At 69.3% G+C, this 15260-nt stretch carries 16 protein-coding genes; 7 read left to right on the top strand and 9 right to left on the bottom strand.

The annotated features are described in order from the left end of the window. Positions 1 to 141: 141 nt before the first annotated feature. On the bottom strand, positions 142 to 768 hold the full coding sequence (gene pdxH / locus ABDW21_RS09465; protein WP_343602018.1) for a pyridoxamine 5'-phosphate oxidase: 627 nt from the start codon (positions 766 to 768) through the stop codon (positions 142 to 144). Positions 769 to 886: 118 nt separating this feature from the next. Between pdxH and ABDW21_RS09460 the strand changes: the two genes are divergently transcribed. After that, positions 887 to 2005 (top strand): citrate synthase 2, encoded by a 1119-nt coding sequence (locus ABDW21_RS09460; protein ID WP_343602008.1) that lies wholly within the window; start codon positions 887 to 889, stop codon positions 2003 to 2005. A 76-nt stretch (positions 2006 to 2081) separates the two neighbouring features. On the opposite strand, the gene ABDW21_RS09455 is transcribed toward ABDW21_RS09460, so the two are convergent. After that, positions 2082 to 3779 carry an FAD-dependent oxidoreductase gene (locus ABDW21_RS09455; RefSeq protein ID WP_343710346.1) on the bottom strand — a complete coding sequence of 566 codons (1698 nt, stop codon included), beginning with the start codon at positions 3777 to 3779 and terminating at the stop codon, positions 2082 to 2084. Between the two features lie 15 nt (positions 3780 to 3794). Then, a complete protein-coding gene (locus tag ABDW21_RS09450; protein ID WP_343710345.1) occupies positions 3795 to 4817 on the bottom strand; it encodes a diiron oxygenase in 1023 nt (340 codons plus the stop codon). A 162-nt stretch (positions 4818 to 4979) separates the two neighbouring features. Between ABDW21_RS09450 and serC the strand changes: the two genes are divergently transcribed. Next, entirely contained in the window at positions 4980 to 6110 is a 1131-nt protein-coding gene (gene serC, locus ABDW21_RS09445; RefSeq protein ID WP_343602003.1) for a phosphoserine transaminase, read from the top strand. Between the two features lie 119 nt (positions 6111 to 6229). Then, on the top strand, positions 6230 to 7012 hold the full coding sequence (sepH, locus tag ABDW21_RS09440) for a septation protein SepH (RefSeq protein WP_343602001.1): 783 nt from the start codon (positions 6230 to 6232) through the stop codon (positions 7010 to 7012). Positions 7013 to 7023: 11 nt separating this feature from the next. Here the strand turns inward: sepH and ABDW21_RS09435 are convergent, their stop codons facing one another. After that, on the bottom strand, positions 7024 to 7296 hold the full coding sequence (locus ABDW21_RS09435) for a DUF2537 domain-containing protein (protein WP_343601999.1): 273 nt from the start codon (positions 7294 to 7296) through the stop codon (positions 7024 to 7026). Positions 7297 to 7415: 119 nt separating this feature from the next. Then, positions 7416 to 7799, bottom strand: a complete 384-nt coding sequence (locus ABDW21_RS09430; protein ID WP_343710349.1) for a MarR family transcriptional regulator — start codon at positions 7797 to 7799, stop codon at positions 7416 to 7418. Between the two features lie 144 nt (positions 7800 to 7943). Between ABDW21_RS09430 and ABDW21_RS09425 the strand changes: the two genes are divergently transcribed. Beyond that, positions 7944 to 8216 carry a DUF2530 domain-containing protein gene (locus tag ABDW21_RS09425; protein WP_343710344.1) on the top strand — a complete coding sequence of 91 codons (273 nt, stop codon included), beginning with the start codon at positions 7944 to 7946 and terminating at the stop codon, positions 8214 to 8216. Between the two features lie 5 nt (positions 8217 to 8221). After that, the gene (locus ABDW21_RS09420; RefSeq protein ID WP_343710343.1) at positions 8222 to 8674 is read left to right on the top strand and encodes an SRPBCC family protein; all 453 of its coding nucleotides are present in this window, start codon (positions 8222 to 8224) and stop codon (positions 8672 to 8674) included. Here ABDW21_RS09420 and ABDW21_RS09415 read toward each other — a convergent pair. Next, positions 8671 to 9474 carry a DUF3027 domain-containing protein gene (locus tag ABDW21_RS09415; protein WP_343710342.1) on the bottom strand — a complete coding sequence of 268 codons (804 nt, stop codon included), beginning with the start codon at positions 9472 to 9474 and terminating at the stop codon, positions 8671 to 8673. The genes ABDW21_RS09420 and ABDW21_RS09415 overlap by 4 nt on opposite strands. Positions 9475 to 9562: 88 nt before the next feature. On the opposite strand from ABDW21_RS09415, the gene ABDW21_RS09410 reads away from it, so the two are divergent. Together ABDW21_RS09410 and ABDW21_RS09405 are read left to right on the top strand one after the other, a co-directional pair. Beyond that, a complete protein-coding gene (locus ABDW21_RS09410; protein ID WP_343603045.1) occupies positions 9563 to 11197 on the top strand; it encodes an MFS transporter in 1635 nt (544 codons plus the stop codon). Continuing rightward, on the top strand, positions 11194 to 11676 hold the full coding sequence (locus ABDW21_RS09405) for a DUF2771 domain-containing protein (RefSeq protein WP_343603043.1): 483 nt from the start codon (positions 11194 to 11196) through the stop codon (positions 11674 to 11676). Before ABDW21_RS09410 ends, ABDW21_RS09405 begins: the two co-directional genes overlap by 4 nt. 6 nt (positions 11677 to 11682) lie before the next feature. Here ABDW21_RS09405 and ABDW21_RS09400 read toward each other — a convergent pair whose 3' ends face one another. The 3 genes from ABDW21_RS09400 to ABDW21_RS09390 form a co-directional block, all read right to left on the bottom strand. Next, positions 11683 to 12687, bottom strand: coding sequence for a glutathione S-transferase C-terminal domain-containing protein (locus ABDW21_RS09400; protein WP_343603041.1), 1005 nt, complete (start codon positions 12685 to 12687; stop codon positions 11683 to 11685). Positions 12688 to 12691: 4 nt separating this feature from the next. After that, positions 12692 to 14629 (bottom strand): acyl-CoA dehydrogenase family protein, encoded by a 1938-nt coding sequence (locus ABDW21_RS09395; protein ID WP_343710341.1) that lies wholly within the window; start codon positions 14627 to 14629, stop codon positions 12692 to 12694. A gap of 83 nt (positions 14630 to 14712) precedes the next feature. After that, the gene (locus ABDW21_RS09390) at positions 14713 to 15120 is read right to left on the bottom strand and encodes a cold-shock protein (RefSeq protein ID WP_343603037.1); all 408 of its coding nucleotides are present in this window, start codon (positions 15118 to 15120) and stop codon (positions 14713 to 14715) included. Between the last annotated feature and the right edge of the window lie 140 nt (positions 15121 to 15260).

Here is a 15260-nt window from a genome sequence, read left to right as displayed (position 1 = left end):
GGCTTTGTCGTCGGGTGCGGCCACGAGAACCCCTTTGCGTGCGTGTCTCGATGATCGGCGGGATACAGCGTAGAACCTAGTCGCCTTTGCGAGCGCGCGCCTGCCGGGGTTCCGTCACAGGTGCCCGGCGTCGGGCCGGGCTCACGGCTGCAGGCGTTCGACGCGGCCGCCGATCACCCGAATCCGGTTGTGCAGGCGGTTCTCCCGGCCCTGCCAGAACTCGACCACGTCGGGGGCGATGCGGTAACCGCCCCAGTTCGGCGGCACCGGGATGCTCTCGGTGTCGGCGAAGCGGGCGGTGACCTCGGCGAGCTGGCCGAGCAGCGCCGCGCGCGAGGAAATCGGTTGCGACTGGTGCGACGCCCAGGCCCCCAGCTGCGAACCGCGCGGCCGCTTGGACCAGTAGTCCTCGGTGGCCCCGCGATCGACCCGGGTCACCGGGCCGCGGATGTGAAACTGCCGGCCCAGCTGGTACCACGGGAAGGTCGCCGACGCGTAGGGCGTCGCCGCCAGCTCGGCGCCCTTGGCCGAGTCGTAGTTGGTAAAGAAGACGACGCCGTGCTCGTCGACGGCCTTGCACAGCACCGACCGGCTGACCGGGCGCCCCGATTCGACGGTGGCCAACACCATGGCGTTGGGTTCGGCCACCTCTGCGCGCTCGGCGTCGGCGACCCACCTGCGCACCAGGGCAAGCCACCCGTCGTCGAGCCAGTCGACGTCGAGGTCGTCGCTGCCGTCCTTCTCGACGGAGCCGTACTCCACCCGCATGGCTGCCAGGCGTTCGGCCACGCGGTCCTCGTCGGGTCCTGCCACCGCGCCCACGCTACCCCCGACCTCGTTACCGACCGGTAGCGACCGGTCCGGGCCGACATGCAAGAATTTCCCCATGACTGTGGTCCCGGAGAATTTCGTCGCCGGTCTCGAAGGCGTCGTGGCCTTCACCACCGAGATCGCCGAGCCGGACAAGGACGGCGGCGCGCTGCGCTACCGCGGTGTGGACATCGAGGATTTGGTCGGCCGGCACGTCACCTTCGGCGACGCGTGGGCATTGCTGGTGGACGGCAAGTTCGGCCGCGGGCTGCCGCCCGCCGAACCGTTCCCGCTGCCGATCCACAGCGGCGATGTGCGGGTCGATGTGCAAGCGGGTCTGGCCATGCTGGCCCCGATCTGGGGATACGCGCCGCTGTTGGACATCGACGACGCCACCGCCCGCGACCAGCTGGCCCGCGCGTCGGTGATGGCGCTGTCCTACGTGGCGCAGTCGGCGCGCGGCATCTACCAGCCGGCTGTGCCACAGCGGATCATTGACGAATGCCGCACTGTCACAGCACGTTTCATGACCCGATGGCAGGGCGAGCCGGATCCGCGCCACGTCGAGGCCGTCGACGCCTACTGGGTGTCGGCCGCCGAGCACGGGATGAACGCCTCGACGTTCACCGCGCGGGTGATCGCCTCCACCGGCGCCGACGTGGCGGCGGCACTGTCGGGTGCCATCGGCGCGATGAGCGGCCCGCTGCACGGCGGCGCGCCCGCCCGGGTGCTGCCGATGCTCGAAGAGGTCGAGCGCACCGGTGACGCCCGCGGCCTGGTCAAAGGCATCCTGGACCGCGGCGAGAAGCTGATGGGATTCGGGCACCGCGTGTACCGCGCGGAGGACCCCCGGGCCCGGGTGCTGCGGGCGACCGCCCAGCGGCTGGGCGCACCGCGCTACGAGGTGGCGGTGGCGGTGGAGCAGGCGGCGCTGTCCGAGCTGCGGGAGCGCCGCCCGGACCGGGCGATCGAGACCAACGTCGAGTTCTGGGCAGCGGTGATCCTCGACTTCGCCCGGGTGCCCTCCAAGATGATGCCGGCGATGTTCACCTGCGGGCGCACCGCAGGCTGGTGCGCGCACATCCTTGAACAGAAGCGGCTGGGCAAGCTGGTCCGCCCGTCGGCCATCTACGTCGGCCCAGATCCGCGCAGCCCCGAGGCGGTCGAGGGCTGGGACCAGGTCCACGCCGGCTGACGCCGGGCGACGAGGGTCACTTCTGCCACAGCAGTCTCCGCGCGGCGGGGGCGTGTGTGACAGACGGGAAACCGCGCTACACCAACCGACCCAGTCCGTCAGCCAGCCGTTGCCGCAGTGAGGGTTTCGGTGCGTTCGCGGCGACCGCCAGCATGTCGGCGATCGAGGTGAACTTGTCGCGGGGCCGCTCGTCGGCGGCGCCCCGGGCGATCTCGGTGGCGTCGATCGCCCGCCAGCCGGCTGCGTCGACGACGTCGGGCTGGCGGGCGTGCACCAGCCTGACCAACGCGCGCGGCCCGGCCACCGGATCGGCGAGCAGCCCGGCGTTGAAATCATCGACCAACTGCTCGACGGTGTGCATCGCGCACGACTTGTTGGTACCGATGAAGCCGGTGGGGCCGCGCTTGATCCAGCCGGCTACGTACGCGCCCGGCACCGGCCGTCCGGAGCTCGGGTCGACGACGCGGCCGCGGTCATTCGGCACAACACCAGCCTTCTCGTCGAAAGGCAGACCGCGAATTGCGTTGCCGTGGTAACCAATCGACGTCAGAATCAGCCCGGCATCGAGTTGGCGCACCTCGTCGGTGCCGGTCACCGAGAACTCCATGCCGGTGGCCCGCCGCGACCCCAGGAACCGTTTGGGTGTCAGCTGGTAGGCCAGCCGGATCCGCGGCCGCGACGCCGGGGGCGGCCCATCGACGCCGGCGTCGCCGAGTTTGCCGAGGACTTCCAGCTTCTGGCGGGTCGCGCCGTCGGACGCGGCAGCGAGATCACGCCGCACCAGCTCGTGGTCTTGCGCGTCGAGCACCACCTCGGCCGCGCCGGTCAGCCCGATCAGTTCGGGCAGCGTGAACGCCGACTGCGCCGGACCCCGCCGGGCGGCGATCACCACCTCCTGCACCCGTGACCCGCGCAGTGCCGCCAACGCGTGGTCGGAGATGTCGGTGCGGGCCAGGTCGTCGGGGTCCGCGGTGAGCACCCTGGCCACGTCCAGCGCGACGTTGCCGTTGCCGACGATGACAACCCGCTCATGGCTGAGATCGACTGGCAGAGAGGTGAATCCGGGATGACCGTTGATCCAGGCCACGATCTCGGTGGCGGTGCCGGTACCGGGCAGTCCCATGCCGTCGACGTCCAGCCGGCGATCGTCGGGTGCGCCGACGGCGTAGATCACGGCGTGGTGGTGGGCCAGCAGGTCGGCGTGGCTCAGGTGCCTGCCCACCTCGACGTTGAGATAGAACTGGAATTCACGGCGCTGAGCGACCCGGTCGAAGAGCCCGGTGACCCGCTTGGTGGCCTGGTGGTCGGGGGCCACCCCGGCGCGGACCAAACCATAAGGCGTGGGCAGCTTTTCGAACACATCGACCCGCACCCCCGGCTGGGTCAGCAGTTCGTCGGCGGCGTACATGGCGGCCGGTCCCGACCCGACGATCGCCACGGTCAGCGGGCCGCGCCGTACCTGCGGGGCCGGCATCACCGGCGCGAGTTTCGATGTGGGCGGCAGCTTCTGGCCGGCCGGGCGCTGCGGATAGTAGGACGCGTTGACGGCGACGAACGGCTGCTGGTCGGGCCCCAGTCGGGTGTCGGGCGCGATGGCGCCGACCGGGCAGGCTCGCACGCACGCGCCGCAGTCCACACACGCCACCGGATCGATGTAGAGCATCTCGGAGGTGGCGAAGCCGGGCTCGTCCGGTGTCGGGTGGATGCAGTTCACCGGACACGCGAACACGCAGGACCCGTCGTTACAGCACGACTGGGTGATGACGTGCGGCATCAGACAGCGGACGCGTCAGGCGGCCGGTGCGGTGACCAGGTGCTGGCGCTGCGGCTCGCTGCGGTAGCGCGAGGGGTGGCCGTCGATCTTGCAGATCCGCCACACCAGCTTGGCGACGGGGTTCATCAGGCCGGTGTCCCCACAGAGCATCCGCACGTCGGCGAACATGTCGCGCAGCGTCTGCCGCGACTCCGGTGAACGGAAGAACACGTCTTTGCGGACGCTGCGCGGGATGTCGAACTCGTTCCAGAAGGCCTTCGGCGGAACCACGATCGCCGAGCACAGCACCCGCATCACCACCGGCACATTCAGCGACAGCCAGAACCGTTGCCCTCGGGACAGGAGCGGAACACGTTTGCGCAGATACTCGTGGGCAAACGAGATGTGCCGGGCCTCCTCGGCCACGTGAATGGCAATCACCCGTTCCATGATCGGGTGCAGCGTCTTGCCCTCGCGCAGCAGGTTCTTCTGGGTGTGGTCGATGGGCTCTTCGCCGGCGAGGATGCCGAACCAGAACGGGACCGGCAGCGGACCGGCCACCAGCGGGATCAGCGGCTGCAGCCACTTCAGCAACCGCGGCATGCCCGGGACGTCGGCGCCGATGCGATTCACCATCTCTTGGAACATCATGGTGTGGTTGCACTCTTCGACCGCCTCGTGCAGGCAGTAGCGGTACTCCGGGGATCCGTTGGGCACCCAAAACGCGTATTCCATCAGCCCCCGGATCAGGATGGACTCGAAGTGCAGGCCGACTTTGGCCACGTTCGCCTGGCGCCACATGCCGATCTTGATCTGGCGTTCCTCGGACTGCGCCCGGTACCACGGGTGGCGTCCGAGCGGGTCGCTGGCCGCCAGCTTCCAGCGCGGGTCGTTGTCGACGACGGCGAACTCCGGTGACTCCCAGTCGATGTCGGTGTAGGGGTTGAAGTTGCGGCGCACCGACCCCTCGGACAGTGTGCGCAGCATCTCGGCGTACTCGGTGTCGTCGAGCACATCCATGTTGCGACGCCAGCGCCGCACGATCCTCGTCCGATCCACGTGAAGCCTCCCCGCGCAGGTTTACATTGGGAACTGGTGTGTCCACAGACGGTACCGCAGGTATCGCATTCTTGCCAGACCCTATTCGCTGCGGTGGCGCACCGCCGGTCGACCACCCCGTGTGACCCGGCTCACAACACCGCGGTCACTACCCTGATGCCCATGGCTGAGGCGCTCGCAGATTCCCTGACCATTCCCGGGGCCATCAAGCCCGGCGACGGCCGATTCGGATCGGGACCCTCGAAGGTCCGTCCCCAGCAGCTGCAGGCGCTGACGACCAGCGCCGCGGCGCTTTTCGGCACCTCGCACCGGCAAGCCCCGGTGAAAGGCTTGGTCGGCCGGGTGCGCACGGGGCTGCGGGAGCTCTTCTCGGTGCCCGACGGCTACGAGGTGGTGCTCGGCAACGGCGGTGCGACCGCGTTCTGGGACGCCGCCGCGTTCGGGCTGATCGACCAGCGGTCGCTGCACCTGAGCTACGGCGAGTTCAGCGCGAAGTTCGCGTCGGCGGTCGCCAAGAACCCGTTCGTCGGCGAGCCGATCGTCATCACCGCTGATCCCGGCAGCGCCCCGGAGCCGCGCAGCGACCCGTCGGTCGACACGATCGCGTGGGCGCACAACGAGACCTCGACCGGGGTGGCGGTGCCGGTGCGTCGCCCCGCCGACTCCGAGGACGCACTGGTTCTGATCGACGCCACCTCCGGCGCCGGCGGGCTGCCGGTCGACATCAGCCACACCGACGCCTACTACTTCGCCCCGCAGAAGAATTTCGCCAGCGACGGCGGCCTGTGGCTGGCGATTCTGAGCCCGGCGGCACTGGCGCGCATCGACGCCGTCGCCGCGTCCGGGCGCTGGGCGCCCGAATTCCTGTCGCTGCCGATCGCGGTGGACAACAGCCTTAAGAACCAGACCTACAACACCCCGGCGATCGCAACCCTGGTGTTGCTGGCCGAGCAGATCGACTGGCTGCTGGGCAACGGCGGGCTGGACTGGGCGGTCGCCCGCACCGCCGACTCGTCGCATCGGTTGTACTCCTGGGCGCAGGACCGCCCCTACACCACGCCGTTCGTCGCCGACCCGCGGCTGCGCTCGCAAGTGGTGGGCACCATCGACTTCAGCGACGACGTGGATGCGTCTGCCGTCGCAAAAGTGTTGCGTGCCAACGGGATTGTTGACACCGAGCCGTACCGCAAACTCGGCCGCAACCAGTTGCGGGTCGCGATGTTCCCCGCGGTCGAGCCCGACGACGTCAGCGCTCTCACCGCCTGCGTCGACTGGGTGGTCGAACGGCTCTAGCCGCACTCCAGCCGGCAAACGGATCGCCCGCGTGTCAGCACGGTTATCGCCGTTCGCTGTACTAGAGTCCGCACCTGACAGGCCCGGCCGGTCTGCGAGCAGCCTCGCGAGGAGACGCCATGCGAGAACTCAAGGTCGTTGGACTCGACGTCGATGGCAAACACATCATCTGCGAAGGCTGCGACGACAACGGGGAGCCAGCCGACACCTTCAAGCTGCGCGCCGATGACCGGTTGCGGGCCGCGGTGCGCGGCGACGGCGCACGCGTCGGTCAGACCGAGATCGATATCGAGGCCAGTACGATGCTGCCGCCCAGGGAGATTCAGGCGCGCATCCGTGCGGGTGCATCCGTCGAGCAGCTAGCGGCCAGCGCCGGAGTCGACATCGAACGGGTCCGGCGATTCGCCCACCCGGTGCTGCTGGAACGCTCGCGGGCAGCCGAGCTGGCAACCGCCGCGCACCCGATTCTGGCCGACGGCCCCACCGTGCTGACCCTGCTGGAGACCGTTTCCGCAGCTTTGGTGGCGCGCGGCCTCAACCCCGGCGGCATCACCTGGGACGCCTGGCGCAACGAGGACGGACGCTGGACGGTTCAACTGGGCTGGAAGGCGGGGCGCTCGGACAACCTCGCGCATTTCCGCTTCACTCCCGGGGCCCACGGCGGGACGGTCACCGCTGTCGACGACCCCGCCGGCGAGCTGATCGACCCGAACTTCGACCGCCCGCTGCGTCCGGTCGCCCCGGTCGCCCAGCTCGACTTCGACGAGCCCGCCACCCCACCGGCCGGCGACCCGACCCCGCAACACCAGACCCGGCCCGCACGGGCACACCGCGGCAAGCCCCCGGTGCCCGCCTGGGAGGACGTGCTCCTGGGCGTGCGCTCCGGCGCCGTGCAGCGCTGACACCCCGGCCCCTACCCGAACGCCGCCATGGTGAGCAGCGTCAGCCAGGCAGCCGCCACCCCCACCGCCGCGCCCAGCACGAACCAGCGCAACACCGGGGTACGCCGCCACCCCCACAGCGTCGGCGCCAGCCCGCCGGCGGCCACCACGTTGAGCCCGACGGCCAACAGCGGATGCACCCGTATCAGCCCGCGACTCAGCACCACGATCGCAACCCCGATCACCGCGGCGACGAACCCCGCCACAGTCAAACCCGTTGCCCACGGGGTGGATTCATCGGTCACGAGCCGACCCTAGCCCGGCGGCGACGCGGGCCGCAGCCGCCCCGGAGCAGCCTCCGGCTATCAGGTTCGAGCCCGCGCGTAGCGGGCCGGTCGGTCGCCCCCGTCGAAAGCTTTTGCTCTCAAAGGCTTTCGCCGACCAGAGCCAACATCAGATCGGCCGCTTCACGCAGGATGTCGCGCTCGGAGCCGGACAGTGACGCGAGTTGCTCCGCGAGCCATTCCCGGCTGGCCCGGCGTTCAGCCTCCATCAGCTCGGCACCGGCATCGGACACCTCGACCAGAACCTGACGACCGTCGCCGGGGTGGGGCGAGCGGTCCACGAAACCCAAATCGGCCAGCGACGCGATCACCCGCGTCATCGACGGCGGGCGAACGCGTTCCCGGATGGCCAGCGCGCCGGGTGTCATCGGGCCGTCCTTGTACAGCGTCGCGAGCGCAGACAGCTGCGACAGCGACACCGGGGAGTTCGGGCGCCGAAACCGCAGCTGGCGGGACAGCCGCATGACGGCCAGCGACAGGTCGCTGGCCAGCCCGGTGTCGACGTCGGCCACAGCGCGAAGGGTACGACACCGCGCCGTGCCGTCGACCGTGATTCGCCGACTCGGATCGTTTCCGTGGACGCCCGGCGCGTGGCTATCGTTAGGGCGATGTCCGACGAGCCCAGCCGAACTCCGCCGCCGCCGGCCGCACTGCTGGCGGTGTGGCCGGTCATCGCGGTGGGCGCAGTGGCGTGGCTGGCCGCCGCCGTCGCCGCGTTCGCGGTCCCGGCGCTTCAGAGCTGGCGGCCGGTGACCGTGGCGGGGCTGGCCGTCGGGCTGGCCGGCACCGCGATCTTCGTGTGGCAACGTGACGCGGCGCGGCGCGGCGCGCGCGGCGCCCAGACCGGACTGGAACCCAACCGCAACTCCCAGGAGGTATGACGTCCATGGCAGCTCCGCTCCTACAGGCACAGGTCGACATCAACGCGCCAGTTGGCACGGTGTGGGCGTTGATTTCCGACTTGCGCCGCATGCCGCAATGGAGCCCCCAGTGCCGACGGATGCAGCCGCTCGGCCCGTTGCGCCAGGGCACCCGCACCCTCAACCTCAACCGCCGCAACCGCCTGTTCTGGCCGACGACCTGCACCATCACCGAGGTGATCCCCGAGCAGAAGCTGGCCTTCAAGGTCAACGCCAACAACACCGTCTGGAGCTACGAGTTGCAGCCCATCCCGGAGGGCACCCGGGTTATCGAGAGCCGGCACGCCGAGACCGGCGTCGCGGCGATATCGAACCTGACGGTAAACGCGCTGTTCGGCGGGGTGGCCAACTTCGAGCGGGAGCTGGTGGACGGGATGAACGCCTCGCTGGCCAAGATCAAGGCCGCCGCCGGGAGTTAGCCCGTCGACTCCGCCGGGCCGCCGGTGACGTCGAGCACCCCGTCGTCGTAGGGCTCGTACGCCGGTGACCCGCCGCCCGCGGTCGCCGGCGTGTCCGAATGCGCACCGCAACCGTACTGGTTGTCGACGACGTGCCCGTCGGCGGCGAGTTCGTTGCCGCACACCCCGAACATCGCCCCCAGCGACCCGGCCAACGGCACGAAGAAGCCGCAGTCCCGGCACACCCGCCTGGTGGAGCGCGCCATCGACGAGTCGGGCCCGTAGTCGCCGTCGTGCCACCGCTGAGCCGCCTGCGCGCGACCCCAGGGACTCATCACCCAGCGCCGACCCAGGCCGATCTGCGCAGCGGTGTCGTCGACCAGCGGGTCACCACTGGCGGTATGACCGGGCACCAGCCGCGGATCATCCGCTGCCGGCGCGAGCAGGTCTCCCGGACTCAGGTCGCCCGGACGGATCCGCTGATCCCACGGCACCCACTCGGGCGCCAGCAACGCCGTCGGCCCCGGCACCAGCACCACCTCGCTGATCGTGGCATGGTCTGATCCCGGGTAGGCGGCCACCACGACGGCCCACTGCCACCCCTGATAACCGGGCAGACGGGCCAGGAACCGATGCGTCGCGGCGGTCGGGTCGTCGACGCCAACCCCCAGGTAGTCGCCAACCGTGTCGGCGCCGCTGAACTCGGCGACGGCCGCGCGCGCCTGCTCGACCGCACCGTTGAGAACCGCCGCCACCTCGTCCGGCGGTTCGGCCGTCGTGGATGGCCCGGCGGGCCCGGTAACGCTGTCCGCTGTCTCCATAGGCCTCCAATACTGCCGTAGAACCACGCCGGACAGCCACACCCGTTGCCTGCCCACCCGATCGGCTGGGATAGGTGAGAATTGATGCGTGTCCGGACGTCCACGCGATCACCGAACCGAGCATCCCGGGGTGGCCAACTACCCGGCGGACGGCGCGGCGGCTCGCCGACCGCGACGCCCGTCGCCGATACCCAGCGCCAACCGCTACCTGCCGCCGCTGGGCCAGCCGTCAGAGCCCAACCGCCGCGCCGACCCCCCGCGCAGATCTGCCGGCGACGACCGGGTCACCGTCACCCGCGCGGCGGCCCAACGCAGCCGCGAGATGGGTTCCCGGATGTACTGGTTGGTGCACCGGGCCGCCACCGCCGACGGCGCCGACAGGTCGGGGCTGACGGCGCTGACCTGGCCGGTGGTGGCGAATTTCGCGGTCGACTCCGCGATGGCCGTCGCACTGGCCAACACGCTGTTCTTCGCCGCGGCCGGCGGCGAGAGCAAGGACCGGGTGGCGCTGTACCTGTTGATCACCATCGCGCCGTTCGCGGTGATCGCCCCGCTGATCGGTCCGGCGCTGGACCGGCTGCAGCACGGCCGGCGCGTCGCGCTGGCGCTGTCGTTCGTGCTGCGCACCGCCCTGGCGGTGGTGCTGATCACGAACTACGACGGCGCCACCGGCAGCTTCCCGTCGTGGGTGCTCTACCCGTGCGCACTGGCCATGATGGTGCTGTCGAAGTCGTTTTCGGTGCTGCGCAGCGCGGTGACGCCTCGGGTGATGCCCCCGACCATCGACCTCGTGCGGGTCAACTCCCGGCTGACCGTGTTCGGTCTGCTGGGCGGCACCATTGTCGGCGGCGGCATCGCGGCCGGCGTTGAGTACGTGTTCGACCACCTGTTCGCGCTGCCGGGTGCGCTGTTCGTCCTCGTCCCGGTCACCGTGGCCGGCGCCTGGTTGTCGATGCGCATCCCGCGCTGGGTGGAGGTGACCGCGGGCGAAGTGCCCACCACGTTGAGCTACCACTATCCGCACGCCGTTTCCAGCGGGTCCGAGCAGCGCCGCCGAACCAGTGCTGCTCTTCGACAACCGTTGGGCCGCAACATCATCACCGCGCTGTGGGGTAACTGCGCAATCAAGGTGATGGTGGGCTTCCTGTTCTTGTATCCGGCGTTCGTCGCCAAGGCGCACGACGCCAGCGGGTGGGTGCAGCTGGGCATACTCGGACTGATCGGCGCCGCGGCCGGCGTCGGGAACTTCGCCGGAAACTTCGCCAGCGCACGGCTGAGGCTGGGTCGGCCCGCCGTGCTGGTGGTGCGCTGCACCACCGCCGTCACCGTCGCCGCGCTCGCGGCGGCGGTGGGCGGCAACCTGCTGGTCGCCGCGGTCGCCACGCTGGTCACGTCCGGGTCCAGCGCTATTGCCAAGGCCGCCCTCGACGCATCCCTGCAAGACGACCTGCCCGAGCAGTCGCGTGCATCGGCGTTCGGGCGCTCGGAGTCGACGCTGCAGCTGGCCTGGGTGCTCGGGGGCGCGCTGGGCGTGCTGGTGTACACCGAGCTGTGGGTCGGGTTCAGCGTCGTCAGCGCTTTGCTGATCCTCGGCCTGGCGCAGACGGTGGTCAGCTTCCGCGGCGACTCGTTGATTCCCGGGTTCGGCGGCAACCGACCGGTCATGGTCGAACAGGAAAGCGGCCGTCGCGGCAGCGATACCGCGGCGGCGGCGCGGGGGTGACGCGCCGCGTCACCGCGCTGCTCGCGGTCGTGCTGCTGGCGTCGGCCGGCGGCGTCGGTGCGTGGCAGCTCGCGCGTCCGCACAGCCCGGTGCAACCCGAGATCAGCGCCTACTCGCACGGCCATCTGGTCCGGGTAGGGCCGTATCTGTATTGCAAACCGTTGGACCTCAACGAGTGTCGGACCCCGCAGACGCAGGGCGAGCTGCCGGTGAACGCGTGGGAGCCGGTGCAGCTCTCGGTGCCGACGGCGATCGGACGGGCGCCGTGGCGGCTGCTGCTGGTGTACCAGGATCCGGTCGACGCCACGACGACCAATTTTCGGCCCGGCACCCGGCTCGCGGTCACCATTCCGACCGTCGACCCGCAGCGCGGCCGGCTGACCGGCGTCGTCGTGCAGTTGCTGACGCTGATCGTCGACCCGGCCGGCGAGCTGCGCGACGCCCCGCACGCGGAGTGGTCTGTGCACCTGGTGTGGTGACGGCTGTCAGGGGCCGTGGCCATCGGGCACTCGTTCGGCGTCCGGTGGCGCTGCGGGCGGCGTGCCGTCGCCGAAAGGCCTGCCGCCCAACGCTTCTCGGCCATGCGATGTCAGCCAGCCTGACAGTTCCGGGCCGTCGGGCACGATGCGGGTGGGATTGATGTCGGCGTGCACGATGTAGTAGTGCTGCTTGATCTGCACGAAGTCCACGGTGTCGCCGAACCCCGGTGTCTGGAACAGGTCACGCGCGTAGGCCCACAGCACCGGCATCTCGGACAGCTTCGACCGATTGCACTTGAAGTGCCCGTGATAGACCGGGTCGAATCGGGCCAGCGTGGTGAACAGACGAACGTCGGCTTCGGTGATGGTGTCCCCCGCCAGATATCGCTGCCGCGCCAGCCGATCGCTCACCCAGTCCAGCGCGGTGAACAACCGTTCGTAGGCCACGTCATACGCCTGTTGTGAGCCGGCGAAGCCGCAGCGGTACACACCGTTGTTGATCTCGGTGTAGATCCTGCGGTTGACGTCGTCGATCTCGGCGCGCAACGGCTCGGGGTAGAGCTGTGGTGCTCCGTCACGGTGGTAGGACGTCCATTCGGTGGAGAAGTCCAGGGTCAGCTGGGCGAAGTCGTTGGTGACCACCGCGCCGGTGGGCACGTCGACGATCGCCGGGACCGTGATGCCTTTCGGGTAGTCCGGGAAGCGCGCGAAGTAGGCGTCTTGCAGCCGGGGAATTTTCAGCACCGGGTCGACGCCGTGCGGGTCGAGGTCGAACGTCCAGCTGCGCTCGTCGTGCGTGGGACCGCAAAACCCCATCGAGATAGCACTTTCCAGCCCCAGCAGCCGTCGGACGATGATGGCCCGGTTGGCCCACGGGCAGGCCCGCGCGACGATCAATCGGTAGCGGCCGGGCTCGACCGGATAGCCTTCACGTCCGTCGGCGGTGACGCGGGTCGTGATGTAGGCGGTGTCGCGGGTGAACTCGCCGGCTTCGGCGACGTAGGAAGCCACGTCCTCAGGATTCCGGCACCGTCAGGAACCGTCGGGCAAGGTTGCGCTGCGTCGAGGCGCAGGACTCCCAGTGCGCGATCCACGGTCCGGTGCCCTCCGACTGATCGATGATCCCGTCCTCCAGCCAGGTGTAGCGGCCCCCCAGCACATCACGCGCAAGCGCGGAATCGGTGGCGTCGGTGTTGGCCCACAACGCGTGGAACAGTGCTTCCACCCGCAAGGTGGCCTGCGCACAGAACGCGTCGGCCAGCACGTATGCCTGCCTGCCTTCGGCGGGGTCGGCGGATCTCTGCGCCTCGGCCCGCACGCACGACGCCGCCATGGCGAACAGCTCCGCGCCGATATCCACGATTCGGCCCAGGAACCCTTGCTTTTCCTCCAAAGCGGCCTGCCAGCGCGCCATTCCGTAGAAGGTGCTGCGGGCCAGCTTGCGCGCGGAACGCTCGACGAAACGCAGGTGGGCAGCCAGGTTGCCGAACTCGCGATATGCCGTCGGCTTCTGCCCTTCGCCGAAGGCCAGCTGCGGCAACCACTTTGCATAGAACCTACTGGCCGCGGGGGCCGCCTTCGCCTTCTGCCGGATGCCGGCCGTGGGGTCGGCGAGGTCCCCGGCTGCGGTCAGGTGCGTATCGACGGCCTCCCGGGCGATCAGCAGCCGCATGACCTCGCTCGACCCTTCGAAGATGCGGTTGATGCGCAGGTCTCGCACCTGTTGCTCTGCCGGCACCGCACGTTCCCCGCGGGCGGCCAGCGACTCAGCGGTCTCATAGCCGCGACCACCGCGGATCTGGACCAGCTCGTCGGCGATCACGCAGGCCACCTCGCTGGACCACAGCTTGGCCAGTGCCGCCTCGATGCGGATGTCGTTGCGGCCCTCGTCGGCCATCTGACCCGACAGTTCCACCACGGCTTCCAGCGCGTAACAAGTCGCGGCGATGAATGAGATCTTTTTGGCCACCGCCTCATGCTCACCGACCGGCTTGCCCCACTGCACGCGTTCGCGCGACCATTCCCGCGCGATTTTCAGCGACCACTTGGCGGATCCGGTCACCATCGCGGGTATGGCCAGCCGCCCGGCGTTGAGAGTGGTCAGCGCGATCTTCAGGCCGTCGCCTTCACGCCCGATCAGGTTCTCGCGGGGCACCCGCACCCGGTGCAGCCTCGTCACGCCGTTCTCAATGCCGCGCAACCCCATGAACGCATTCCGCCGCTCCACGGTGATGCCGGGCGAATCGGCCTCCACGACGAACGCGCTCACTCCCCCCCGATGCCCTTCGCTTTTGGGCACGCGCGCCATCACCACCAGCAGATCGGCCACCACCCCGTTGGTGGTCCACAACTTCACGCCGTCGAGCTCATAGGCCTGCCCGTCGTCGACTGGCGTCGCCGTCGACGCCAGGCGCGCCGGGTCCGAACCCACGTCCGGTTCGGTGAGCAGAAACGCCGAGATCGCGCCGGCCGCACAGCGCGGCAAGAACTTCCGCTTCTGCTCGGGTGTCCCGGCCAGCTTCAGCGGTTCCGGCACCCCGATCGACTGGTGGGCCGAGAGCAGCGCACCGAGGCTGGAATGCACCGTCGAGACCATCATCAAGGCCCGGTTGTAGGCCACCTGCGACATGTTCAAGCCGCCGTACTCCGACGGGATTTTCATACCGAAACAACCCAGCTCGGCAAAGCCCTTCACGTACTCGTCCGGAATCCGGGCGTCCCGCTCGATGACGCTGCCGTCGACACCGCCGAGAAACTCCCGCAGCGTGACCAGGAACGCCTCGCTGCGGGCCGCTTCCTGGTCAGTGGGCCGGGGAAAGGGGTGAATGAGCTCCAGCGAGAAGCGGCCGAGAAAGATTTCCTTGGCGAACGACGGCTTGTCCCAACCGCTTTCGCGCGCCTCCTCGGCGACAGCTCTTGCTTGCTCCGCGCTGACGTGCACCTGCTGCACCACTGGAAACTCCCTGGTTCGAACCGACTGACGTTTCGGTTACCAGTGTTCCCGATAGCGCACTTTGTTACACCGGAAATCGCGTTCTAGGCGTCCAATTCCCGGGCTACGGCTTTGACCACCTCGGAGACCCGCCGTGCGGTTTTGCGGTCCGGGTAGCGACCCTTGCGCAGTTCGGGCTGCACGCTGCTCTCCAGCAGCGTGATCATGTCCTCGACCATGCCATGCAGTTCGTCGGGGCTGTGCTTGTGCTCCGCGGGCCCCTCGCGACGGGTGCGAAGCAGGCTCGGCGGCGGGTCGATCAGCTTGAGGCTCAACGCCTGCGGTCCCCGCCGACCGGTGGCCAAGCCGAACTCGACCCGCTGCCCGGCTTTGAGGTCTGCGACACCCGCGGGCAACGCCGAGGAACGGACGTACACGTCTTCGCCGTCCTCCTGGGACAGGAAGCCGAAGCCCTTCTCGGGGTCGTACCACTTCACCTTGCCGGTCGGCACTGGTCTCACCTGCTTGTCTGACGGGATTTCCGGCTTGTTCGACGGAATTTCTGGCTTGTTCGACACAACGAAGCGCCCCGCCGGCGCAGGACGCGATGTCAGGAGATGCTACTCGGACCGCGGCCTTTCGATCATCCCGG

The sequence above is a fragment of the Mycobacterium sp. genome, from assembly GCF_039583805.1.
GTDB lineage: Bacteria > Actinomycetota > Actinomycetes > Mycobacteriales > Mycobacteriaceae > Mycobacterium.
The sequence above is the reverse complement of the archived record's forward strand: the minus strand, read 5'-3'. Positions and strand labels throughout refer to the sequence as shown.